Here is a 24,912-nt window from a genome sequence, read left to right as displayed (position 1 = left end):
CCGGGCGGGCAAGCCGGGCCGGAAGGCCGTCAGACACTGATCGTCAGCAGCAGGTCGCCGGCCTGCACCGGCGTCGCGGCGGGCACCGCGAGGCGCGTCACCGTCCCGGCGACCGGCGCGGTGATCGACGCCTCCATCTTCATCGCCTCGATCGTCGCGACCACGTCCCCGGCCGCCACCGTGTCGCCCTTGGCGACCCGCAGCGTCACCGAGCCGTCGAACGGCGCGGCGACGTGGCCCGGCTCGTTCGGGTCGGCGCGCTCCACCGGCGGCGCGTCCGACACCACCGACCGGTCGCGGACGCCGAGCGTGCGGAGCTGGCCGTTCACCGTGCAGATGACCTGCCGCACGCCCGCCTCGTCCACGTCGCCGACCGCCTCCAGCCCGGCCAGCACGCGCACGCCCGGCTCCAGGTCGAACGCGACCTCGTGGCCGGTGCGCAGCCCGTACAGGAACGGGCCGGTCGGCAGCACCGACAGGTCGCCGTAGGCGGCGCGGGTCTCGCGGTACTCCTTGGCCGGGCCCGGGAACAGCAGCCGGTCCAGCGTCTCGCGGGCGTCCGGCCCGGCCAGCGCCTTCTCCTCGTCGCCGGTCAGCTCGGCGCGCGGCGGCGTGTACTTGCGCGCCCCGAGCGCCCGGCCCCGGAACGGCTCGGGCCAGCCGCCGGGCGGGTCGCCCAGCTCGCCCGCGAGGAACCCGATCACGCTGTCGGGGATGTCGTAGCTTCCGGGGTCGGCGGCGAACGCCTCGGGGTCGGCCCCGGCCGCCACCAGGTGCAGCGCGAGGTCGCCGACGACCTTGCTGGACGGGGTGACCTTCACCAGGCGGCCCAGCATCCGGTCGGCCGCCGCGTACAGCCGCTCGATCTCCTCGAACCGGTCGCCCAGGCCGAGCGCGACCGCCTGCTGCCGCAGGTTGGAGAGCTGGCCGCCGGGGATCTCGTGGTCGTAGACGCGGCCGGTCGGCGCGGGCAGGCCCATCTCGAACGGCGCGTACAACCTCCGCACGGCCTCCCAGTACGGCTCCATCGCGGTGAGGGAGTCCAGGTCCAGGCCGGTGGCGCGGTCGGTGAAGTCGGTGTGCGCGACGATCGCCTGCAACGGCGGCTGGCTGGTGGTGCCCGACAGCGGCGCGGCCGCGCCGTCCACCGCGTCCACGCCCGCCTCGATCGCGGCGAGGTAGGTGGCGAGCTGGCCGCCCGCCGTGTCGTGGGTGTGCAGGTGGACGGGCAGGTCGAAGCGCTCGCGCAGCGCCGTCACCAGCGTGCGGGCGGCGGGCGCGCGCAGCAGGCCCGCCATGTCCTTGACGCACAGGACGTGCACGCCCGCCTCGACGAGCTGCTCGGCGAGGCGCAGGTAGTAGTCGAGCGTGTAGAGCTTCTCGGCGGGCGACGACAGGTCGCCGGTGTAGCAGAGCGTGCCCTCGACCACCGCGTGCGTCTGGAGGACGGCCTCGATCGCGGGCCGCATGCGCTCGACGTCGTTCAGCGCGTCGAACACCCGGAAGATGTCCACGCCGGTGCGCGCCGCCTCGGTGACGAACGCGCGCGCGACCGAGTCGGGGTAGGGCGTGTAGCCCACGGTGTTGCGGCCGCGCAGCAACATCTGGATGCACAGGTTGGGCGCGGCCTCGCGGATGGCGCCGAGCCGGTCCCACGGCGATTCCCCTAGGAAGCGCAGCGCGACGTCGTAGGTCGCGCCGCCCCACGCCTCCAGCGACAGGAGTTGCGGGGTGGTCCTGGCCAGGTGCGGCGCGGCCTTCAGCAGGTCGTACGTGCGCACGCGCGTAGCCAGCAACGACTGGTGGGCGTCGCGGAAGGTGGTGTCGGTGACGGCCAGGGCCTTCTGGGCGCGGAGCCGTTCGGCGAACGCCTTGGCCCCCAGCGCCAGCAGTTGGTCGCGCGAGCCCTCCGGGAACGGGCCCGACGCGTCCAGCTCGGGCAGCTTGGTCGCCGGGTCGAGGTCGGTGGGGGCGTCGCCGTGCGGCTTGTTGACCGTGACGTCGGCCAGGTAGCGGACCAGGCGGGTGGCCCGGTCGCCGCTGGAGCGCGCGGTGAGCAGTTCGGGGTGGTCGGCGATGTAGGAGGTGGTGACGCCGCCCGCGATGAAGTCGGGCTCGTCCAGCAGCGCTTGCAGGAACGGGATGTTGCTGGACACGCCCCGGATGCGGAACTCGGCGACCGCGCGCCGCGACCGCCGCACCGCTTCCTCGAACGTGCGGCCGCGGGTGGTCAGCTTCACCACCAGCGAGTCGAAGTGCGGGGTGACCACGGCCCCGGCGTGGGCGGTGCCGGTGTCGAGGCGGACGCCCGCGCCGCCCGGGGAGCGGTAGGCGGAGATCTTGCCGGTGTCGGGCCGGAAGCCGTTGGCGGGGTCCTCGGTGGTGATGCGGCACTGCACCGCGAAACCCGACACGGTGACGTTGTCCTGGGCGATGCCGAGGTCGGCGAGGGTCTCGCCACCGGCGATGCGGAGCTGGCTCTGCACCAGGTCGACGCCGGTGACCTCCTCGGTCACGGTGTGCTCGACCTGGATGCGCGGGTTCATCTCGATGAACACGTGGCGGCCCCGCTCGTCCACCAGGAACTCCACGGTCCCGGCGTTGACGTAGCCGATCTCGCGGGCGAACGCGACGGCGTCCGCGCACAGCCGGTCGACGACCGCGCGCTCCAGGCGCGGCGCGGGCGCGATCTCCACGACCTTCTGGTGGCGGCGCTGCACCGAGCAGTCGCGCTCGCGCAGGTGCACGGTGTAGCCGGTGGCGTCGGCGAGGACCTGCACCTCGATGTGGCGGGGCCGGTCCACCGCCTGCTCCAGGAACACCGTCGGGTCGCCGAAGGCGCTCTCGGCCTCGCGGCGCGCGGTCTCCACCGCCGCCTGCAACTCCTCACGGCGGTCCACGCGGCGCAGGCCGCGCCCGCCGCCACCCGCGGCGGCCTTCACGAACAGCGGGAAACCGATCTCGTCGGCGGCGGCCAGCTCCTCGCCCGGCTCGGGCGTCGCCGATCCCAGCACGGGCAGCCCGGCGCGGCGGGCCGCGGCGACCGCCTCGATCTTGTTCCCGGCCAGCCGGAGCACGGCGGCGGGCGGGCCGACGAAGGTCAGGCCGTTGCGCTCGCACGCCTCGGCCAGCTCCGGGCTCTCCGACAGGAACCCGTAGCCGGGGTAGACGGCGTCGGCGCCGACGCGCAGCGCGGTGGCCACGATGCCGTCCACGTCGAGGTAGGCGCGGACGGGGTGGCCGCGCTCGCCGATCTCGTAGGCCTCGTCGGCCTTCTGCCGGTGGAGGGAGAGGCGGTCCTCGTGCGCGTACACCGCCACGCTGGGGATGCCCAGCTCGTAGGCGGCGCGGAAGGCCCGGACGGCGATCTCGCCGCGGTTGGCGACGAGCAGCTTTCTGATCACGTTGTGACTCCCAGGAGACGGACGGAATCGTCAGGGGGCGGCAGGGCGTCACCGGCGACGGCCTCCCAGAGCTCAACGCTGAGCGCGCCCCAACATAACGCGGGGGATGTCGGCTTTACGAGAGGTGTCTACCCAGGCAGCGGCCCCGCGACGGCGGGCGCGCGGAAAACGCCCGCCAAGATCGCCTGGCGGTCCGGCCCCGCGCGGACGGCTCAACGGCTCGGACGACGCCATAGGCTGTTCGCCCGGCTTTACATCTGCTTGACGACCGCTCGGAGGAGGGATTACGCGGTGCGGCTGCCCGAGCACCTGGAACTGCTGATCACCGACGAACCGGTCTTCGACCTGTACGCGCACGGCCCCTGGCGGGTGCCCGACGGCCTGTACGACGACATCCGCGCCCGGATCGACAAGCTCGTCGGCGACCCGCGCGGCGCCCGGCTGACCACCGACCAGCACGCGCTGCTCACCCCGCCCGCGCCGCTGGTGATCGGCGACCTGGTCGTGCTGGTCGACTTCCTGTGCGGCGCGTCGGCGATCAATGCCGGGACGCACTCGCTGCTCCAGTTCCAGCTGTTCAACCGGTACCGGCGCGAGCCCGGCGAGCCGCTGCGGCCGCTGCTGGGCTGGGGCGTGACGACCGGCGCGTTCCGGCCGCTGGAGTGGCTGGAGGAGGCCGACGACCAGGGCGTCGCGCTCGCCCTGGCCCGCGAGGCGCTGGACGTCCTGGAGGGCCTGGAGCCGCTGGAGCGGCGGCGGCAGGCGCTGATCAAGCTGTTCGACGCCTCGCCGCCCGCCCTCGACATCAACGCGCCGCTGGAAGAGCAGCGCAAACTGTGGGTCGCGCACGCCTCCGACGAGATCCTGGCCGACCTGCCGGAGCTGGCCGGGCCCGTCGGGTACCTGGAGTGGGTGTGCGCGGGGCTGCTGCCCGTCCACGAGCGCCTCTCCCAGATCGCGCCCTACGACGAGGGCGCCGCCGACCTGCTGCTGCACCTGGTGGCGCAGAGCGGGTTGACGCAGGTCCCGGCCGAGCTGGGCGCGGTGGTGCCCGAAGAGCTGTACGGCGAGCTGCTGGAACGTTTCCCGACCGTGCGCGCCGCGTTCGAGCCGCACGCCTGGTACGAGAAGACGCGCTTCTGGCTGGCCCGCGCGATGGCCGCCGGGGAGATCGACGCGTGCCGGGCGTGGCTGGACATGGCGATGCGGCTGACCGGCGCGGTGCAGGGCTTCCCCGAGGAGGCCAAGTTCCCCGAGCCGGAGTGGATCCCGGTCGGCGACTTCCAGGCCGACCTCCGTCGGCTGTTCGCCCCGCGCCGCACCCCCGTCAACCCGCTGGCGGGCACGGCGAAGAGCACGCCGCGCAACCGGCGTCCGCGCCGTCCCGAGCCCGGGGCCGAGCTGGTCGGGCAGCCCGAGCTGACCGCCGCGCTCGCCGGAATCGCGCAGGGCTCCAGCAAGCCCGTCCGGCTGATGATCGTCGGCCCGGACGGCACCGGCAAGCGCGACGCCGCCCAGGAGGTCGCGCGCCTGCTGGAGGACCGGCTCATCGGCGGCCCGACCCTGTGGTTGTCCGACAGCTTCTTCGCGGGCAAGGACGTGTCGGCGGCGACCCTGCACCTGTACGCCGACGCGCGCGACTCGGTCGGGCACCGCCTCATGGTGATCGACGGGCTGGACGCGCTCTCGCACGACCCGCGCAGCGGCGAGGCCGTGCTGGAGGAACTGCACCGGGCCCTGGACGTGCAGGACGACCTGCACGTGGTGGCGCTGTGCGAGCCGGGCGGCGACGAGCGCGTCCGCGAGGTGAACCCGGGGCTGGCGCTGCACTTCGAGATCGCGCGCACGCACCCGTTCGCCCCGGCCGACCACGCCGAGCTGTTCGCGCGCGCCCTGCACAAGCGCGGCGCCCGCGCCCACAAGCACGCCCTGACGGCCGCGGGCCGGGTCCTGGCCGCCGCGCCGCCCGTCCGCAACCTGCGCAACGCGCGCCTGGCGCAGCGCTTCGCCGACGAGATCCTGACCGCCGTCCGCGAACGCACCGAGCCGGGCGGCGAGCTGGTGGTGAAGCGCGCCGACATCCCGGCCGCGTTCCACCCGGCCGGAACCCCCAGCGACCCGGACGCGGAGCTGGCGGCGCTGACCGGCCTGCACTCGGTCAAGCAGGAGATCGAACTGCTGACGGCGGCGGCGCAGGCGTCGGTGCAGCGCCGCGCGGCGGGCCTGCCCACCCCGTCCCGCACCCGCCACATGATCTTCACCGGCAACCCGGGCACCGGCAAGACCGAGGTGGCCCGCCTCCTGGCCCGCCTGTACAAGGACATGGGCGTCCTGTCCTCGGGCCACCTGGTGGAGGTCTCCCGGTCCCAACTCGTGGGCCAGTACCTGGGCGAAACGGCCGTCAAGACCCGCGCCGCCGTCCAGCGCGCCGTGGGCGGCGTCCTGTTCATCGACGAGGCGTACTCCCTGGCCCAGTCCGACCTGGGCGAGGACTACGGCACCGAGGCGATCTCCGAGCTGGTCAAGATGATGGAGGACCACCGCGACGATCTGGTGGTGATCGCGGCGGGCTACGAGCGCGAGATGGCCCGCTTCGTGGCGGCCGACCCGGGCCTGGCCTCCCGCTTCCCGACCACCGTGCGTTTCCCGGACTTCACCGACGTCGAACTGATCGAGATCTTCACGGGGATGTCGGCGAAGGCGGGCCTGGTCCCGGCTCCCGCGGCCCGCGCGAAGCTGGCCGACCTGCTGCGCCGGGCCCCGCGCGGCCGGGCGTTCGGCAACGCGCGCCTGATGCGGAACCTGTGCGAACGAGCGGCCGCCCTCCAGGCCCGCCGGGTGAGCGCGATCAAGCGTCCGACCCCCGACAACCTGGCCGAACTGCGCGCCGAGGACATCCCGTCGTCCCTCACGGGCGTGGGCCGGGCCCTGCCGCCCGCCGACCCGATCACGACCCTGGACGGCCTGATCGGCCTGCGCCAGGTGAAGGCCGAGGTGCACAAGCTGATCGCCGAGGCCCGGAGCGCCGAACTACGCCGAGCCGCAGGCCAACCAGCGGTCTCCCCGACCCGCCACATGGTCTTCACAGGCAGCCCCGGAACAGCGAAAACAACCGTGGCCCGCCTGATAGCAGCCGTCTACGCCCAACTGGGCCTCCTGTCCTCAGGCCACCTGGTGGAAGTCTCCCGAGCCGACCTAGTAGGCCCGTACCTGGGCCAGACAGCCCCCAAGGTCCAAGCGGTAGTGGAACAAGCCCTGGGCGGCGTCCTGTTCGTAGACGAGGCCTACGCCCTGACCGGCGACGCCTACGGCCAGGAAGCGATGGCGACCCTCGTCAAACTGATGGAGGAGTACCGAGGCGACCTCCTGGTGATCGCCGCAGGCTACGAACGCGAGATGACGGCGTTCCTGGCGGCGAACTCGGGCCTGGAATCGCGCTTCCCGAAGCGCCTGTCGTTCCCGGACTACACCGACACCGAACTGGTGGCGATCTTCGAACACCTGGCCGCGACCGAGGGCTTCACCCTGTCCCCCGACCTGCCTCCGGCACTACGCGGCGTCCTGCGAACGCTGGGCAGGGGCCCAACGTTCGGCAACGGCCGCCTGATGCGGAACCTGCTGGACACGACGATCGCAGCCCAAGCCCAGCGCCTGACGGCAGAACACACAACAGAAGAAGTACGCACCCTGCACGCGCAAGACCTCCCAACAGACCTGAAGAAATCAACCCCGACCATGGGCTTGTACCTCTAAAGGCCATCAGACTCCCCAATCCACAAGATCTGACTAAACTCGTCGCGATCACGGCTTGCTGGGGAAGCTGAGGGGAGACCGGTGTCCGGTCGGGACTGGCAGCATGAGGTTCTGCAGGAGCTCGGCGCACTGGAAACCGGCCTGGTCCCGCCGTCCCCAAGACCGGAGACCAGACCGCTGGCACGCCCGCTACGCATGCCGACAGCGACGTTCGAGACCTTCGCCAAGCCATCCGCACCCGCCGCAGAGGCGACAAGGCCGGACCGCCCCACCGTGCCACCTCCACCACTGGCCCACCCCGGCATCCCATTTCCAGCGCCCCAGCCAGCCCCCTCGGTGGACGCCACCAGACCCGACCCTCGGCATTCCGCTCCCACCGCACCACAACCCAGGCAACCTCCGGCGGAAGCCACCAGGCCCGACGCACGAACCCCCAATCCCCCGACGCGGCAGCCCGACCAACAGGTCACCCCGGACCGCAAGCCGCCCCACGGCGACAACCCGCTCAAGCGGCTGGGCCGCGGCATGCGCAGGATGAGCGGCGCATCGGCGGTCGGCGGCCTGCGAGACCAGTCGTCGCTGGCGACACGCCTGGGCCGCCCGGTGCCCTCCTGCCGCCGGATCGCGGTGACGAGCATGCGCGTCGGCACAGGCAGAAGCGTCACGGCCATGCTCCTGGCCGGGATCATCCAGCAGCAGCGCGAAGACCGGGTCATCCTGGTGGACGCCGCCCCCGGAACGAGTGCGATCCCGGCACGCCTGGAAGTGACACCACCAAGATCCCTGCACGAGCTGGCCACTGCACGCCCCCGCTCCTGGGAAGAAGCGTCCGGCTTCCTGGCCAAGCCACAGAACGGCCCGTGGGTCCTGTCCCAGACGACCATCGGCACGCCGCTGAGCTACGACACCTTCCAAGCCGCCGTAGGCCGCCTCAGCCGCTATGCCGCCGTCTCAGTGATCGACTGCCCGGCGGGCCTCACCTCGGACCTGAGCCGCGGCATCCTCACCTCGGCACACGCCCAGGTCCTCGTGGCGAACAACGCCGCCGACGTGCAAGAGGCCCTGACGTGGTGCCGAACAACCAACCACACCAGCCTGCTCTCACGCACGGTGGTCGCCCTGGCCACCCGCTCCCGCCGAGCGACCACCGAGACCAAAGAAGCCCAAGGTCTCCTAAGCAACGCAGGCATTCCCTACATCCGCCTTCCGCACGACCGGCACATAGCAGCAGGCTCGGCCCTCGACCCCGTCCGCACCGCCACCACGACCCGGGACGCCGCAGCCGCCCTGGCCGTGACCGCGTTCGACCTGTCCCTCATGGAGAAGACCTCATGAGCCGGGAACTGATCGCGCTGCTCGCCGAAGCCCCGGAAATCCACGACGCCCTCGCCAACACCCCCGACCTACAGGACAAGGCACTTTCCATCTCCGGCAACACCGGCCCGGTCCACCTGTTCGACGCCACCGGCCGCCTACTCGTACGCCTGACCGAACCGCGACGCGTGGCCGCCCCTGGAGAAGCGGAACGCCTCCTGGGAATCCCGGCCCCCTGCCCCCACTGGTGGGTAGAGGTGAGATCAGCCGCAACCATCCCGCAAGCAGAACTACTGGCCTGGCTCTGCGCCGACGCGCTGGTCGCCAAGCACGGTGGACAGGTCTGGAGCCCGACGGCCCCATGAGCGACATCACCACCACAGCCGCGGACGTACTGACCGACGACGCCGCGATATTCCTCATCGACCGCCAAGTGGTACCGCTCAGCCCAACCCTGTCCCAGGCACTCCACGCCACGGACCCACCCCGAGCCCTCCAGCTAGTCACCCCCACAACAAGCCGGCTGACCCTGCCCCTCCACGCCCTGATCACCGCAGGACGAGCCGACTGGGTGGTACGCGAAGAGAGCGGCTACTACACAGGCTTAACCGGCCAGCCACTCCAATGGACCGGCAAGGCGTTCACACCGATCCCCGACGCCCCGAACTACGCGAAGGGCTTCGCCCAACACCCCAGCGAGCCCCTGGGCACACACCTGACCCTGACCCTCCAGGCAAAGCACCCGACATCAACACTGCTGGGCGCCCTAACAGAACACCTGATGCAGGCCCTGACCGGCGGACCCCCCACAGGCTGGGGCACCACCGAACCAACCGAGCACCCCTGGAACCGAACCGACCTGACCAGAACGGCCCGAAACAGCCAGGCCCTCCAGACCATCACAACAGGAAACGCCCACCGCCCCGCCACAGCCGTCACCAGCTACACACGCACACAAGCCGAGACGACCGAATCAACAACCCTCACCATCGGCTACCACCCCGGCGAAAGACCACCCCTGGAGCGCCTACCAGAGATGGTCAGCGCGATAGCAGCCGACCAGAACCTGGCATCCATCCTGCTGCAAACACGCCTGGGCCGCCCCGACCTGACGATCGAACCCCGCTGGTCAGGAACATCATCTCCCGTGGCATTGGCCATGAAGGGCTCCTACACGGCCCCACCGGAGTTCCCCAGCACCCGCTCAGGCCCCATGACGTGGTTCACCCTGGGAACCCAAAACACCAAAGCAACCTGGCAGACGTACCGCCACCTAACCCAGACCCTCACCCCTGCCACGCCACCGAGAACTCCCAACAGCACAGACAACCGTTAAGCAGCATCAACCTCCGCGGAACTACCGCACTAAAAGGTGGCCGCAGGAACGATATTCCTGCCTCTTATATAGAAGACCGCATCGACACTCACCCTCTTGAATCAATCATATTTTGAGTCATCTATTTCCGGCCGATGCATTCGTCTCTCTATTCCTTTAGCGCGCTCGGTCGCCTCAACATCCGCCTTGGCATAAAGACCAGCTGCCTGATACAAGGCTTCTCGAAGGCTGATGAGGTCCCTATTTGCAGCATGCAACTTTGCCATGCACTCACTGTGGGCCATGCGATAGGCGGCCTCTGCAGGAGCGCCATACTTGCCAAGCGCGCCAAAAGCCAGCCAGGCGCCGTCCACTGAGTTCACCGCATCCACCCACTGGTTTACCGCCTCGTTCACGGTATCGCCAGCATCAATAATGCGCTTGGTGCCTTTTATTTCATAATAATTGGCCATCAAATGCCCCCTTTGACGCTAATTGTTATCAAATTCTTTCGACAGCAAAGCGTCCTATACTATTCGCGACTTCGGGAAGATTTTGCGACACTTTCCCCTTAATGTCCCCGCAAATTATATGAATGACCACATAACCTTTCCTCGCCACAATGGAAAATCCCTCCCCTCCTTCCTTCCAGCACGACTCATCTGCGTTTAGTTCAATTTCACGACAAGAGCCACCCGTGGCGAAAGAGTGAAAGTTTCCCTTTGCGAAGCTGAAGGGATCATTACCCTTCACTGTTTTTTTCTGAATCATTGCCGACACTCTAATGAAACCAGATGACACTTTCTCTTTTTGAGGGGGCCAGACACATTCGGAAGAACTAGGTGTCTGTTCGTCTGAGGCAAGTGCGCCAGCGGCTGACCCGACCAGACGTTTTGCCGTTTTTCCATCAACAAGTCGGCAGACGTCAGGCATCCTGGCGCCCGTGTCACTCACCTCAGATGGGATATGTTGCGAATCGCGAGACGGTTGTGCCGATGTTTCAGATGAATCAACATCACAGCCCAGAGTGGAGACGGAGAGACATGCCGCTATACACCAAGAGGAAAGAGTCTTGTTCGATAGACGAAAATATTCTTTCTCCATCACTTTTGCTTCCAATTCTTTGGAGTCTGAATTCCGTCCGGAACTGCCCCGGGAACTTTTACTGATTTAACCATTCCACCAAGTTTGGTAATTTCCCCTGTCCGCTTGTTAACTATTTCCTGAACCTCACCCCTTCTTCTTATCGAGCCAGCTATCCAAAGTTCCAGGCATGCATGAAGCGCGTGCCATACCCGCCCATTGGTGTCGCCGTTCGGAGTTTCAAGATCTTTATGATAATTAATCGCCTTCTCGACGGTCTGGCTCAGCTCTTTGTGGCCCTCGTTGTACTTCTCAACGATTTTATCGTGCGTTTCAATGAGTGCATTACCTATATCTCGAAGGGTTTTTTCATTCTCTCCTGCGACATGGATTACTTGTTCGGTCATATGTAGCTTAAATCCTTCGTATGCTTCCCCTTCCCAGTACATTCCCACTGTAATATACGCTTGTTTCAATACTTTGGTGGAGTCACTGAGCAATCCGGCAGCGGCGTACCACGCGTCTGCGGCTTTCCGAACCGCACCTGGATTAGGTTTCATCTTCTCCAGATGTTGGCATTCTTTCATCACTTCAGTCGCTAGCGCCACGGAAGCCGCAATGTCGATAAGAATGCCTGCAGTTGTAGGGCCCGATTGTACAGCGGAGCTGGGTTCGGGGGCTGGTTGCCGGCCCCGGCCGCCCCCACCATTGCGTGGAGCAGGTCTTGCATTCATGGAATTCCTCTTTTCCTACTAAATCCGTAGGCTAGATGCTGCCTTCTCTAAATCTTCCCTCATGAGCTGTCTTGCACGTTGGCGAGCTTTCGCTACAGCATCGAGCAGTCGGCCTGGAAGCATGCTTTGGTCAGAGTGCTTCAAATTATCTATATTTAGTCTAACTTCAATAATTTGACCATTTCCATTAACTGACACCGTCCCGATGCCAGCTTTAATCTTCTCCTCCACGTGCCGATTTCTGGCTACCTCTTCTGCTTTGATCAACTTCTTTGCATAGTCAGCTCCAGCCTGCTGAATCGCATCCATCCGCTTCTCTGCCTCATCAAGTGACGCCATCAGCGCCTCTGAGCGCGCTTGAGCGACGTTACGCTTACCAGCATTCACCTATGAGCCCCTTTCTGCGGGCAAGAAATATCCAACCTCTCAGGTCCCGCCTATTTTCTCTCTCGCCGATATCTCTATTTCGCGAGCTCGGGTATCGACCTCATTAATCAAGCGCACCAACTCTTCTTCCAGAGATCGAATAAAAGTAGAGTCGAACTGCAGACTTTCAAGTTTTAGAGAAATAATTTCGCCAAAACCGTCTGCTTCGATTTCCAAACCAGTTCGAGTGGAGACAAGGTTGATGGCTTGAGTAGAGATCGCCAGTTTTATTCGATCAAATCTTCTTTTATTCTCTTCGGCAATTTTACTCAATTCTATGAGTTCTTCTTCTGGCTGCCCCTTGCCCTCACCCACCGTCTTTTCAAAAGGATCTACATGAACGTCATTGAGGGCAAGCGGAGATGGCGATTGCCTTGCTGCACTTATATTTTCCAACAAAGGCATCGAATCATTCTGTATTACTTCTGCAGCTTTCTCATTATTGGCCCGCTCTGCCGCCTTAAGCAGTCTTTCGCTCGCATCTTCTGGGTCCAGGGGAGCGCGCCGAACATCCTCGTTAATCAGATCACCCAGCCTCCGCTTTTCTTTAGACATCTTCATGCCCCCCACCTTTACGCCGCATGATCTTTATGACCTCTCTTATGGACTCGAAAGCAGGCCATAGCTGTGGCAATAACCCCCGTCAGGGAGGCGGCAATCACCCATACGAGCGAAGTTTCAGAGTCAGGTGCAGGCATTACCTTGCCTCGTTCCGCTTCCGGAGTTATGGGCTGTTTAATTTTTGGTCCTGGATGCTTATAGCCCGGAACACGGTCGTAGACGGGGTTGGGGGCGTTCGAGGGGACCTTGTCGACTATGGCTCGGTACGGGCGGACCAGGCCGTAGCCCGTCATGTCGTCCCAGCCTTTCGGGCCTGTGTCCTTGGCGGTTGCCAGAAGGCGTTGGACCACCTCGCGGGCTGGCATCTTCGGGTAGCGGGAGCGGATCAGGGCGACGACGCCCGAGGTCAGGGCCGCGGCGGCGCTGGTGCCGGCGCTGCCGCTCTTGAGCTCCCCCTGATGGTTGATGTCGCTGATCTGGTCGGCTGGTGCGGCGACGGCGACGTATCGGCCTGGAGTGGTCTTCCACCACGGCTTGACCTGACCATTCAGTCCGCCGACCGCCACCACACCGGCGCAGTTGGCGGGCCAGCTCTGCCAGGCGGCGACCCTGCTCTCGTTCCCCGCGGAGGCGACCAGGACCACGTCCTTTTCCACCGCGTAATCGACCGCCTGCTGCAGTTCTTCGGGGCACGGGCGCTCGGTGGGCCATCCGATGGACATGTTGATGACCTTGGCGCCATGATCGGTCGCATAGCGGATGTCTTCGGCCGTGCCCAGGTAGGAGATATGTTGATTGACGATGGGCAGCAGCTTGGCCTTGGGCGCCACTCCCACCATTCCCGTGCCGTGCCCTTGGCCGACGATGAGAGAGGCCATGCCGTTTCCGTGGTCCGGATCGTCGTGGTAGATCTTGACGGGTTTCTTGTCACGGGCCCCTGGATTGACCACCGGGAGGATGTGCGCACCTCGGAAATCGGCCAGCGCCTTGTTCGGACCGTCGTCATCGACCAGTGCGACGGTGACCCCTCGCCCGTCAGCGAGTGGCCAGACCTTCTCTTGCAGTTCCCACCATGAGAACCAGTACAGCTCCCGGTTCGGAGGAGGAAGCGCGAAGGCCGGCGGCGTCGTCGCGCAGCTCAACAGCAGGACGGCGAAGGTACCGCCTATCCCCTGAACGGCTCTGCGCACTCTGCTCTCATCCTCCTTGTGTCCCGGAGCGGGGTGCCGGCTCCTCAGTCATCCTCGGGCTTTCCGATCACGCGGGGCGCCTGGGGCTCCTCGTCACTCCAGACGTCCTCTTCGTGGAGCCACGTCGTACGTTCGGCCTCTTCTCGGCGGCGCTTGCCGGGTCCCGCTCCGAACCGTGGACTCCCCGCAGTGGAAGGCCGCGGGTTCGCACGTGAAGCCGCACTCCTGCCGCTACCAGGTGCGGCATTGGGGCGTCCGCCGATGACGCCTCCGGGCCTGGTCGCACCGCCCACCCCGTTCCCGGCAGCCGTGGGACGGGACCCGAGGCCACCTGTTCCAGGGCGCGGCGCCCCAATGACTCCGCGGCCTCCTCCGTTCGGGCCAAGCGGCGGCGTGCCCGGCTTGAGCCCCGGTCCTCCCGGGCCCAGCCCAGGAGACCGCGGAGGACTCGTGCCTGCCGGTCCAGGTAGCGGCCCGACAGAAGGAAGGCGTGGCGATGCTGTGCCCGGTGGTCTCCCGCCGACCGGGGGGAGACGGGGGTCGGGAAGTTTAGGAAGGGAGGCTCCGGGTTTCGGGCTCGGAAGAGAAGGACGGGGCCCTGGATACGGTCCGATTCCACCAGGGGGCAATGGTCCGGTTCCCGGTGGCAGCAGACCGGGGCCCGGAGGCGGCGGAGGGCTGGTGAGTCCGGGTGGCATCGGATTCGGCCCAGGTCCTGGAGGCGGTGTCACCCCAGGATGGGCCCCTTCCAGGTCCGTTGGCCCTTTCCCCGGTGATTCCGGCTGGTTTCCTCCCGGCATATGGGGCGTTGCCGGCGGCTCCTGCGGGACGGAAGGCGGCTCCTGCGGGACGGGAGTCGGAAGTTGCGGGACGGAAGGTTGCTCCAGAGGGAGGGGCAACCTCGGATTCGGAAGCCCGCTCCCCTTGTCCCCGGTGCCCCCGCTGGGCAGGTTGACACCACCCCCGGGGCCGCTCGGGCTGGCTCCCGGACCGCCGCTTGTTCCTGGCTCTCTTCTGTCGCGGGCTTTAGGAAGATCCATGGTGACCGAAGCGGGGATCTGCGAGTAGGCGGCGTCCAGTGCCTTGTTCAGTTGAGCCAGGCGCTGGCGGGCCTCCTCGTCGAACTTCGCTTTCAGCTCGGGCTTCACCGCCAAGGCAAGCGTGGGATCGTTCGGCGACGTCGACTTGTGCTGGTCCACCGCTTCACCGGCGGCTTTCATCGCGTCCCTGAACTTCTGCGCGGCCGCCGACAGTTGCGCGGCGCTGTGCTCCAGCCGCTGGATGTCGGAGCTCGCCGCTTGCGCGGCGGAGCCGACGCTCCACGCGCTCCTGACCCTGCCCCGGTGCCCGGCGAGCCACGACTGGGCGTCGCTGAGGATGCTGGACAACGCGTTGTAGGTGTCCGACAGGCCGTGCAACTGCGTGGAGTCGGCAGCCGAGAGCATGGCGACGATCTGATGGGAGTCGTACGTCTGTGGATTGCCCTGCCCGACCGCCCCGGTTCGGACCGGCATCGTGTTCCCACGACCCATGTGCGGCTCTGCCTCCTTCAGCGTTCCTGCCGGCTAGTTCTGGCTCTCGCGGGTCGGCTCGGGCACCAGTCCGCGTCCGACTTCCTCATGCCTCTGCCGAGCGCCCGCCTCGTTGAAGCTGTAGTTCCTCGTGGCCGTGTTGAGCGCTTGGACCAGCACCTCGTAGGAACCCAGGAACGTTATGAGGCAATCGACCATGTTCTGGTGGGCATCGTCGACGCTCGTCCCCAGTGCGGTCGCCACGTCCCATCCACCGATGGTCCCGGCCGTCGACCGTCCGCCGACGTCCTTGGGGATGGCCATCAGAGCATCCAGTTCCTGGCGCATCGCCCGCGCGATGTTCCGCATCTCCGATACGTCGTACGCCGTTTCCTTCGGAGCCATCCGGCCGCCTCCCAGGGCTCGCGTCAGCCGCCGAACATGCCGGCGTTGCGGTTCTCCGTCGTCCGGTAGCCGTCGTGCGAGTCGCCCAGCGCGGTGCTCATGTTCCGCACCACCGCGGCCAGTTCGGCGCCGGCGGCCTGCCACTGCTTCTGCATGACCTTGTACGCCTCGTCGGCGTCGCCCTCCCAGTCGGCGAGGGTCGCGCGGATCTTGGCGTCCAGCTCGTCGATGGTCGCCATGTACTCGGAGTGGGCCTTGGCGAAGCTCGCCTGGGCGGCCTGCATCCCCGGGAAGTTGACCCTGGTGTAGGACATCTGCTGCTCCTTCGGATCCGGTCGGCTCAGCCGTTGATGAGGCCGTTGAGCTTCTTCACCCGCGCGACGGTCTCGCTCTCGTTCGCCGCGTAGCTGACGCGGGCGTCACCGAGCTTCTGCTGGATGGTGTTCAGGTCCGTCAGGATCTTCACGAACTGGCGGTCGAACTTCTGGAAGACCGCGACGAAGGCGCGGGACGCCTCGCCCTCCCACTGGCCGGCCAGGGTCTGCTGCTCGCTGGTCAGGGTCTGGCGGTTCCGCTTCAGGCGCGTCTCGGCGTCCTCGATAGCGTCGCCGGCCTTCCGCATGCTCTCTTGGCTGTGCGCTGACAGATTGGCCATGTCAGTCCTCCTGATCGCTCGCCTGCGGCATCACGACGATCAGCCCCGTCCCGTAGCCCAGGCCCCCCGGCATAGGCGTGGCGAAACACCCCGTGACAATGATCAACATGGATCGTAGGGACCGGCACACCGATTGTCCATATATTCACCTGACAACGGTTTTGCCACTTTCATTACAGGTGTTCTGACGGGCGGCGACGCAACCGCAGGAGCCGTTCCCAGGTCAGGAAGTGGGGACGGGACGCGCTGCGGCCGCAGATGACAGCGGTGGCCCCTCCCGGAACAGTTGCAGCAGGCCAGCGGGAACAGGCGCCGCCTTCGATACCGAATAGCCGAGTTTCTCCACGTCAGCCGTGGTCGGAACGGGATAGCGCATTCCCTGCTCGGTGATGAGCGCGAACGTCGACGGTGCCTGACCGCTTCCGGTCAGCGTGCCGACGAACGTCCCGCCACCCGGGATGAAGACCTCGTCCAGCCCGCCACCGGCTCCGGTGGCCGGGCCGCCCGGCAGGTTCCCTCCGATGGTGAACCGGGCGTCCGCCGAGAGCTTTCCGGTGTCCCGGTACACCGCGCACAGCGGCTCTTCCGGAGAGAAGGGCGCGGGGCGGGGCGGGCTCTCCGGGAGGTCGCGGCTGTAGAGCGAGGTCGGGGACGGGCGGGCTCCCGCCTGGCCGGGGGTGATGTCGCGTTGCGGGCCCGGACCGTCCGCCGCTTCGAGGAGCAGCCGGGCCTGGGTCTCGGAGATCGCGGCCAGCCCGTCGGCGAGCTGGACGTACCAGCGGTCCGCCGTCCCCGCGATCGCGGCCACGTGGAAGACCTGGCCGACCTTCGCCTCGGCGTTGTCCGGGCCGGTGGTCCTGGTCCCCCGCTTGGGGACGTCGGGCGCGGCGAAGTCGGGGCCCTGCGGCAGGCCGTTCAGCCAGCGCGGGTCGATGGGGGTCGGCGGGGACGGCGCGAGCATCCGGGCCCCCTGAGGGGAGATCCGCATCCGCTTGTTCCGCCACACCAGCCACGTCTGCTCCGCCGCCTGCACCAGAACGGCCTGGTCGTCGCGCAGCGGGCGGCCTCCGACGTCGCGGCCACCGATCAGGGAGACCGTCGAGTCGCCCGTGGTCCCGCCGGAACGGCGCACGCACACCGACCACGGGCTCTTGGTCAGCCTGCCCGGTTCGGGCAGGGACTCGGGGGCGCCCGGGATGCCGCTCAGCGGGCCGCGCGTGTACTTGGCCAGGGACCGGCTGGAGACCATCTTGCGGGTCATGGTCGTCTCCGGCATCGCCAGCCGGGCCGAGGCGTAGTTGACGAACGGGACCAGCCTGCGGTCCCGGGCGCTGAACGCGTAGGTCGCGCCCGTCTCCTTCTCGATGATGAGCAGGCCCGGCTTCTCCAGGCCGCGCGCGCCGCCCTTGAAGATCAGCCCGGTGACGCCGAAGCCCGCGGCGATCAGCACGACCACCATCACCCCGCAGAGGGCGCCGACGCCGGTGCGCCGCAGCGGTGACTCCGCCGCGCCCGGCCTGCCCTGGAGGAGCGCGAGCGCGACGCGCTGGGTCATCAGGCGGTGCGCCTGGTAGAGGTCCTTGCGGGTCTGCATGACGGGGGTCCTCCGGTCAGCCGGACAGGCCGCGCAGCTGGGTGTAGAGGTGCAGCAGGCCCATGGCCAGTGGGAACAGGCTGATGATGAGCGCCAGGTCGAGGATGTCCCCGGCCCTGCCCCAGAACGGCGACGGCTTGTGGGCGGGCAGCCGCAGGGCCAGCACGAGCGTGAGCGCCACGGTGAGCAGCAGCGGCACGATCACGATCGGGACCGTCTCGGCCGGCGGCAGGACGAGCACCTGGCGCAGGCCGAGGAGGGCGAATCCGCCCAGGCCCGCGCCGAGCATCCAGAGGCGCTGCGGGCGGCCGTGGAAGACGCGGGCACGCAGGATCAGCACCAGCCCGAGGCAGAGGCTCATCGTCACCGGCAACCATCCGCCCACGGTGGCCAGGCTGAGCTGGGCGCCCAGTCCGGCCAGTCCCACCCCGGCGACCAGGGCGGTCGTGAAGCGGTCGGCCTCCCGGGTGCGGCGGAGCAGGGACGGGCCGTCGAAGGTCTGGGAGTTGCGGAGCTCGTCGGCGTTCTCGGGGACGGGCGGCAGCGGCAGGCGCGCCAGCCGGAAGGCCAGGGACGGGATGAGCGCGGTCAGCGCCAGGCACAGTGCCGCCGTCAGGGCCGCGACGCCGTGCGGCGCGAGGCCGAAGGTCTGCACGGACAGCGCCGCCAGCGTCCCCAGCAGTGCGGTGAGGCCCACGCCCAGGAAGGCGGGCAGCCCCTCGACGATGGTGAAGGCCGCCGCCACCGCCGCCAGCGTGACCGCGCCGAACGCCGTCATCAGGTGCAGTGCGCCCAGATCCAGCAGGCTGACTGAGCGGGCCGGAACGAGCAGCCCGCCGAGGAACGCGTACGGCAGCGCGCTGAAGCCCAGGACGGCCCCGGCCTGCGAGTCCCCCACCGCCCGCGACAGGACGACCCCGGCGACGAGCAGCGCGAGGGCCACCGTCCCGGCGGTGATCGCGATGAGCCCCCACGCGGGCCCCGACAGTGCCAGTCCGGCCACTCCCGCGGCGAGCAGCGCGGCGCTCGCCTGCAAGCCGAAGCGCCGGGTCGTCTCCGGGCGCCAGCGGTCGGAGTGCTCGTTGACGCCGGTCGCCACGACGTCGGCCACGTCGTCGAAGACGATCTCGGGCAGCTGGGCGAGGCCGGGGCGGAAGTAGAGCAGCTCGCCGTCGCGGACGTCCAGTTGCGCCAGCGTCTTCGACTCGTCGAGCGGCGGCTCGTCCAGCCGTTGCAGCACCCACCCCGAGTGGGCGAGCCCGGCGTCGGCCATGTTCGGCCCGATCACCTGGAGCAGGGTGGGGAGCACGTGGGCCAGGGGAACGTCCGCCGGAAGGGAGAGGTCGATGCGGCGGTGCGGCGCGACGACGCTCACGCGGCACAGGTCGGCCTCGGTACTCGTGTTCACACAGCCTCCGGGTCTCCAGGGCCGCCCAGGCCGTTGACCGGCGTTTTCCCGCCGCGGCACGTCGCGCGCAAAAGGTCGATCTTGGTTCCGGCGGACGATGATACTTTGACCCGCGTTGCTAATGAACAGTTAAGTAGGTGCCGGTAAGGGCGGGATGGGACGGTTCACTGTTTCCGCCGGTGCGCAACTCCTGCTTTGACATCTGAAAGAACGCAGGTCAGTAGCGCTTTTCGCAAACGGGGTCAGGATGTCGGGGGCGCGTGCCGCCCGCGGGCCGAGAGGGAATTTCAGTGGGCGTTGTCCTCCTGCGGCGACCGGAGCGGCGGCCCCCGCCGCGGCTCCCCGAGGGCGAGATCATGCTGGAGCCGCCGCCCGAGATCCCCGAGACGGTCGGCCAGGGCTTCGCGAACGCCCTGATGTACCTGCCGATGGCCGCCAGCGGCGGGGCCATGGGGCTGATGTTCATGGGCGGGGCCGGCGGCGCGGGCGGCGGGAACCCCATCATGTGGGTGGCCAGCGGCCTGTTCGTCCTGTCGATGGTCGGCATGGGGTTCGGGCACATGGGGCACGGCGCCGGCGAGCGCAAGCAGCAGCTCAACAGCGCCCGCCGGGACTACTACCGCTACCTCGACCAGATCCGGGCGCGGGTGCGCCGGGCCGCCCGGCAGCAGCGCGAGGCGCTGGAGTGGGCGGGCCCCGACCCGCGGACGCTCTGGTCGCTGGCGATGAGCCACCGCCTGTGGGAGCGGCGCCCCGGCGACGAGGACTTCGGGCAGGTCCGGATCGGGCGGGGGCGGCAGCGGCTCGCCGTCGACCTCATCGTTCCGGAGACCAGGCCGATCGAGGACCTGGAGCCGATGTGCGCGGGGGCGCTGCGACGGTTCCTGCGGGCCCACTCCACCGTGCCGGACCTGCCGGTCGCGGTGTCGCTGCCCGCGTTCGCGCGGATCGTGCCGACCGGCGACGCCGACTCGGTGCGGTCGATGGTGCGGGCGCTGGTCGCCCAGCTCGTCACCTTCCACTCCCCCGACGACGTGCGCGTGTCGGTCTGCGCGTCGCCCGAGCGCGCGGCGGAGTGGCAGTGGGCCAAGTGGCTGCCGCACTGCCTGCACCCGGCCGAGCAGGACGCGGCCGGGCCGGTCCGGCTGGTCGCCGGCTCGCTCGGCGACCTCGAACGGCTGCTCGCCGAGGAGCTGAAGGACCGGCCGCGCTTCACGCCCGGGACCGGCGCCGACCACCTGCCGCTGCACGTGGTGGTCGTGGACGGCGGGAGCGTCACGCCCGACGCGCAACTCGGCGCGGACGGCATCAAGGGCGTGTGCGTCATCGACCTCGACGGGGCGGTCGCGCCGACGTCCGAGGCCACCATGTTGCGGCTGCACGTCACCCCGGACGGCCTGGAGATGCTGGAGCGCGACCGCACCGGCAAGGACGTCGCCGGTCCGCTGGGCCGCGCCGACCGGTTCAGCACCGTCCAGGCGGAGGGGCTGGCGCTGCGGCTGGCGCCGCTGCGGGCCGGGGCGCCCGACGAGCCGGAGGGCAACCTGCTGGCCGGGAACCTCACGCTGACCTCGCTGCTCGGCCTGCCCGGGGCGCACGGCATCGACCTGACCGACACCTGGCGGCCCCGGGCGCCGCGCAACCGGCTGCGCGTCCCGATCGGCCTGGACGCCGAGGGCCGGCCGGTGGAGCTGGACATCAAGGAGTCGGCGCAGGGCGGCATGGGCCCGCACGGCCTGCTCATCGGCGCGACCGGCTCCGGCAAGTCGGAGCTGTTGCGCACGCTGGTGCTGGCGCTGGCGATCACCCACTCGTCGGAGACGCTCAACTTCGTGCTCGTCGACTTCAAGGGCGGCGCGACGTTCCTCGGGCTGGAGCACCTGCGGCACGTGTCGGCGGTCATCACCAACCTCGAAGAGGAGCTGCCGCTGGTGGACCGCATGTACGACGCGCTGCACGGCGAGATGGTGCGGCGTCAGGAGTGGCTGCGGGCCGCAGGGAACTATGCCTCGCTGCGCGACTACGAGAAGGCGCGCGAGCAGGGCGCGGCGCTCAAGCCGATGCCGACGCTGTTCGTGGTGCTGGACGAGTTCTCCGAGCTGCTGTCGGCCAAGCCCGAGTTCGCCGACCTGTTCGTGATGATCGGACGGCTGGGCCGCTCGCTGGGCGTCCACCTGCTGCTGGCCTCCCAGCGCCTGGAGGAGAGCAAGCTGCGGGGGCTCGACTCGCACCTGTCGTACCGGATCGGCCTGCGGACGTTCTCGGCGATGGAGTCGCGCGTGGTGCTGGGCGTCCCCGACGCCTACGAGCTCCCGCCCCAGCCCGGCAACGGCTACCTCAAGGTCGACGTCAGCGACATGACGCGGTTCAAGGCCGCGTACGTGTCCGGCCCGGCGAGCGAGGAGCCGCAGGCGAGGGCCCGGTCGGCGGGCGGGGGCGGGCAGCGCCGCATCCTGCCCTACGGCATCCGGCGCATCGCCCTCCCGGCCGCTCCGCCGCAGCCCGCCGGGCGGCCGGAGGAGAAGGAGTCCGGGGACAGCCTGTTCAAGGCCGTCACCGGCCAGCTCACCGGCCAGGGGCCCGAGGCGCACCGGATCTGGCTGCCGCCGCTCGACGTCCCGCCCACGGTGGACGGGCTGCTCCCCCCGCTGGCCGCGACGCCCGAGCACGGCCTGACCACCGCCGGATGGGACGGCCGGGGCCGGTTGGCCGCCGTGGTCGGCGTCATCGACCGGCCCTTCGAGCAGCGCCGCGACCCCTTCTGGGTCGACCTGTCGGCCGCCGCCGGGCACGTCGGCATCGCGGGCGCGCCGCAGACCGGCAAGTCGACCATGCTCCGCTCGCTGATCGCCTCGCTGGCGCTGCTGCACACCCCCGAACAGGTGCAGTTCTACTGCCTGGACTTCGGCGGCGGCACGCTGAGCGCGCTGGCCGGGCTGCCGCACATGGGCGGCGTCACCAACCGGCTGGACGCCGACCGCGTGCGCCGGACCGTCGCCGAGGTCTCCACCCTGCTGGAGCAGCGCGAGCAGCGGTTCACCGACCTCGGCATCGACGGGATCGCCACCTACCGGCGGCTGCGCGCCGCCGGGGAGATCCCCGGCGACGGCTTCGGCGACGTGTTCCTGGTGGTGGACGGCTGGACGACGCTCCGCCAGGAGTACGAGCAGCTGGAGGACACCGTCACCGAGCTGGCGCAGCGCGGGCTCGGCTTCGGCGTGCACGTGGTGGCCACCGCCGGGAAGTGGTCGGAGTTCCGGATGGGCGTCCGGGACGTGTTCGGCACCCGGCTGGAGCTCAAGCTCGGCGACTCCTACGAGTCGGAGATCGACCGGCGGCTGGCCGAGAACGTGCCCGAGGGACGTCCCGGCCGCGGCCTCACCCGCGACGGCCTGCACTTCCTGGCGGCGCTGCCCCGGCTGGACGGCCGGGGCGAGACCGGCGACCTGGCCGACGGCGTCACCAAGCTGGTCGAGGCGGTCGGCGGGGCCTGGCAGGGCCCGAAGGCCCCGCCGGTGCGGCTGCTGCCCGCCGTGCTGCCCGCCTCGGCCCTGGCGGAGGTGCCGGCGGCCAGGTGGCGCGTGCCGGTCGGCATCGACGAGGACGCCCTGGCGCCGGTGCAGCTCGACTTCACCGCCGACCCGCACTTCGTGGTGATCGGCGACACCGAGTGCGGCAAGAGCAACCTGCTGCGCCTGCTGGCCGAGGGCGTCGTCGCCCGGCACACCCCGGCCGAGGCGCGGCTGCTGTTCGTCGACTACCGGCGGGCGCTGCTCGACACCGCCGACACCGAGCACCGCGTCGGGTACGCCGCCTCGCCCGCGGCGGCGGCGGAGCTGGTGCTCGACCTGGTGGACGCCCTGAACGAGCGGCTGCCGCCCGCCGACCTCACCGCCGAGCAGCTGCGCGACCGGTCGTGGTGGAAGGGCGCGGACGTCTTCCTGTTCGTCGACGACTACGACCTGGTCGCGACGGCGAACAACCCGCTGCTGCCGCTGCTGGACCTGCTGCCCCAGGCCCGCGACATCGGCGTCCACCTGATCGTGGCGCGGGCGATGGGCGGCATGGGCCGGGCCCTGTACGACCCGGTGCTCGTGCAGCTCAAGGACACCGCCACGCCCGCGCTGACCATGTCGGGGAGCAAGGAGGAGGGGGCGCTGTTCGGCGAGGTCCGCCCCATGCCGCTGCCGCCGGGGCGCGGGACGCTCAGCGACCGGCGGTCCGGGGCGCGGCTGATCCAGACGGCCCTCCGCGAGGGCTGAGGGCCGGTCCCGGGGTCAGCGGCGCGCGCCGATCGTGCCTCCCTCGGTGCCGATGGCGACCGGTTCGTCCTCGGCGCGGCGGGCGGCGGGGTCGGCGCGGCCGGGACGCCAGCCGCGGCGGCGTCCCATCGGCAGGACGAGCCCGGCGACGGCCACGAGCGCGGCACCGGCGAGGGCGGCGCCGGTCGCGGCGGTCGCGATCGTGCGCGTCCGGCCGTCCTCGGGCGCGGGGGCGGCCAGTTCCGCGGACGCCGCCCGCCGACCGGCGGGACCGCTCCCGTCCTCTCCCGGGACGACGGCGGTCACGGCCTGCACCGGGTTGACCATGCCGCGGCCCGTGGCGTCGCCGGTGTTGCCGTCGGCCGTCGCCAGGATGCGCCGCACGACCTGCGGCGCGCCGAGGCCGGGCCGGTGGGAGCGGACGAGGGCGGCCACGCCGGAGACGTAGGCGGCGGCGTAGCTGGTGCCCTCGGCCTGCGGGTTGTATCCGCCGTCCGGCCAGGGGACGGTGATCCCCTTTCCGGGGGCGGCGACGTCCACCCGGGACCGCGTGCTGGACGACTCCGCGCGTCCCCCTTCGGGCCCGAGGGCGGCCACCGAGAGCACGCCCGGATAGCTCGCCGGGTAGGCGGGGCCGTCGTCCCCGTCCGCGCGCTGCGTGTTGCCCGCCGCCGCCACGATCACCACGTCCTGGGCCAGCGCGTCCTTGACGGCCTGTTCGAGGTCGGCCGAGTGGCGGGCCCGGATGGAGAGGTTGACCACCTTGGCGCCACCGGCCACGGCCGCGCGGATCGCCCGGGGCAGCCGGTCGCCGCCGGACTCGTCGCTCTGGGCGTTCTGCTGCTTGACGACCAGGAGCTTCGCCTCGGGCGCGACGCCGCTCAGCGGGACCTTCCGGTCGCTGAGATCGCGTCCGGCGATCAGCCCGGCGACGCCGGTGCCGTGCCCGGCGCAGTCCTTGCGGCCGGTACCGGTCAGATCGACGACGCCGGCGACGCGCCCGGACAACATCGGATGGTCGTCACCGACGCCGCTGTCGACAACCGCGACGGTCACGCCTTCGCCCCTGGTCAGGTGCCAGACCCGTTCGTAGCCGAGCCGCTTGCGCGCCCATGACTCACCGATCGTTCCCCGGTAGCCGCGTGGCAGGTCGCAACGCGCCGGTGGCGGCGGGGGCGGAGTCGCCTTCTGCGTGGTGGACGGCTTGGGCGTAGGGCTCGGGGCGGCGGACGTGGGAACGACCGGCCAGGCCAGCGTGAGGAACACGCCCGCCGCTACGACTCCTGCTGCGCGCATC

Annotated in this window: 18 protein-coding genes; 5 read left to right on the top strand and 13 right to left on the bottom strand. The window is 69.3% G+C overall.

Annotation, left to right across the window (positions count from 1 at the left end; all coding sequences use genetic code 11):
- Window positions 1–29 precede the first annotated feature (29 nt).
- Window positions 30–3,404, bottom strand: a complete 3,375-nt coding sequence (locus AH6_RS27950) for a pyruvate carboxylase (protein ID WP_067485741.1) — start codon at window positions 3,402–3,404, stop codon at window positions 30–32.
- Window positions 3,405–3,695: 291 nt separating this feature from the next.
- On the opposite strand from AH6_RS27950, the gene AH6_RS27945 reads away from it, so the two are divergent.
- From AH6_RS27945 to AH6_RS44205, 4 genes are all read left to right on the top strand, one after another.
- Window positions 3,696–7,157, top strand: a complete 3,462-nt coding sequence (locus tag AH6_RS27945; protein ID WP_067485739.1) for an AAA family ATPase — start codon at window positions 3,696–3,698, stop codon at window positions 7,155–7,157.
- Window positions 7,158–7,691: 534 nt separating this feature from the next.
- Window positions 7,692–8,492 carry a CpaE/TadZ family protein gene (locus tag AH6_RS27940; protein ID WP_157431772.1) on the top strand — a complete coding sequence of 267 codons (801 nt, stop codon included), beginning with the start codon at window positions 7,692–7,694 and terminating at the stop codon, window positions 8,490–8,492.
- Complete coding sequence (locus AH6_RS27935; RefSeq protein WP_067485735.1) at window positions 8,489–8,836, top strand: hypothetical protein; 348 nt, start codon at window positions 8,489–8,491, stop codon at window positions 8,834–8,836. Before AH6_RS27940 ends, AH6_RS27935 begins: the two co-directional genes overlap by 4 nt.
- Window positions 8,833–9,807, top strand: coding sequence for a DUF6177 family protein (locus AH6_RS44205; RefSeq protein WP_157431771.1), 975 nt, complete (start codon window positions 8,833–8,835; stop codon window positions 9,805–9,807). Before AH6_RS27935 ends, AH6_RS44205 begins: the two co-directional genes overlap by 4 nt.
- Window positions 9,808–9,908: 101 nt before the next feature.
- Here the strand turns inward: AH6_RS44205 and AH6_RS42840 are convergent, their stop codons facing one another.
- The 11 genes from AH6_RS42840 to eccD form a co-directional block, all read right to left on the bottom strand.
- On the bottom strand, window positions 9,909–10,259 hold the full coding sequence (locus tag AH6_RS42840; RefSeq protein WP_083983527.1) for a type VII secretion target: 351 nt from the start codon (window positions 10,257–10,259) through the stop codon (window positions 9,909–9,911).
- A 28-nt stretch (window positions 10,260–10,287) separates the two neighbouring features.
- Window positions 10,288–10,740, bottom strand: a complete 453-nt coding sequence (locus tag AH6_RS44200; protein WP_157431770.1) for a hypothetical protein — start codon at window positions 10,738–10,740, stop codon at window positions 10,288–10,290.
- 149 nt (window positions 10,741–10,889) lie between these two features.
- Window positions 10,890–11,477, bottom strand: a complete 588-nt coding sequence (locus AH6_RS44195; protein WP_157431769.1) for a hypothetical protein — start codon at window positions 11,475–11,477, stop codon at window positions 10,890–10,892.
- A 144-nt stretch (window positions 11,478–11,621) separates the two neighbouring features.
- The gene (locus AH6_RS42835; RefSeq protein WP_157431768.1) at window positions 11,622–11,990 is read right to left on the bottom strand and encodes a YbaB/EbfC family nucleoid-associated protein; all 369 of its coding nucleotides are present in this window, start codon (window positions 11,988–11,990) and stop codon (window positions 11,622–11,624) included.
- 39 nt (window positions 11,991–12,029) lie between these two features.
- Window positions 12,030–12,590 (bottom strand): hypothetical protein, encoded by a 561-nt coding sequence (locus AH6_RS44190; protein WP_157431767.1) that lies wholly within the window; start codon window positions 12,588–12,590, stop codon window positions 12,030–12,032.
- An 11-nt stretch (window positions 12,591–12,601) separates the two neighbouring features.
- Complete coding sequence (locus tag AH6_RS27925) at window positions 12,602–13,780, bottom strand: S8 family serine peptidase (RefSeq protein ID WP_169807929.1); 1,179 nt, start codon at window positions 13,778–13,780, stop codon at window positions 12,602–12,604.
- 1,565 nt (window positions 13,781–15,345) lie between these two features.
- Window positions 15,346–15,696 carry a hypothetical protein gene (locus tag AH6_RS27910; RefSeq protein WP_067485725.1) on the bottom strand — a complete coding sequence of 117 codons (351 nt, stop codon included), beginning with the start codon at window positions 15,694–15,696 and terminating at the stop codon, window positions 15,346–15,348.
- Between the two features lie 23 nt (window positions 15,697–15,719).
- Window positions 15,720–16,010 carry a WXG100 family type VII secretion target gene (locus AH6_RS27905; RefSeq protein ID WP_067485723.1) on the bottom strand — a complete coding sequence of 97 codons (291 nt, stop codon included), beginning with the start codon at window positions 16,008–16,010 and terminating at the stop codon, window positions 15,720–15,722.
- Between the two features lie 26 nt (window positions 16,011–16,036).
- A complete protein-coding gene (locus tag AH6_RS27900) occupies window positions 16,037–16,351 on the bottom strand; it encodes a WXG100 family type VII secretion target (RefSeq protein WP_067485721.1) in 315 nt (104 codons plus the stop codon).
- A 223-nt stretch (window positions 16,352–16,574) separates the two neighbouring features.
- On the bottom strand, window positions 16,575–17,945 hold the full coding sequence (eccB, locus tag AH6_RS27895; RefSeq protein ID WP_067485719.1) for a type VII secretion protein EccB: 1,371 nt from the start codon (window positions 17,943–17,945) through the stop codon (window positions 16,575–16,577).
- A gap of 16 nt (window positions 17,946–17,961) precedes the next feature.
- Complete coding sequence (gene eccD / locus AH6_RS27890; protein ID WP_067485717.1) at window positions 17,962–19,353, bottom strand: type VII secretion integral membrane protein EccD; 1,392 nt, start codon at window positions 19,351–19,353, stop codon at window positions 17,962–17,964.
- A gap of 290 nt (window positions 19,354–19,643) precedes the next feature.
- Here eccD and eccCa point away from each other — a divergent pair, with 290 nt between their 5' ends.
- Window positions 19,644–23,615 (top strand): type VII secretion protein EccCa, encoded by a 3,972-nt coding sequence (gene eccCa, locus AH6_RS27885; protein WP_067485715.1) that lies wholly within the window; start codon window positions 19,644–19,646, stop codon window positions 23,613–23,615.
- Window positions 23,616–23,630: 15 nt separating this feature from the next.
- Here the strand turns inward: eccCa and AH6_RS27880 are convergent, their stop codons facing one another.
- Window positions 23,631–24,911, bottom strand: a complete 1,281-nt coding sequence (locus AH6_RS27880) for a S8 family serine peptidase (RefSeq protein ID WP_169807928.1) — start codon at window positions 24,909–24,911, stop codon at window positions 23,631–23,633.
- Between the last annotated feature and the right edge of the window lies 1 nt (window position 24,912).

The sequence above is a fragment of the Actinomadura hibisca NBRC 15177 genome (genome assembly GCF_001552635.1).
GTDB lineage: Bacteria > Actinomycetota > Actinomycetes > Streptosporangiales > Streptosporangiaceae > Spirillospora > Spirillospora hibisca.
Note: the sequence above shows the minus strand (reverse complement) of the source record. Positions and strands in the feature narration are given on the sequence as shown.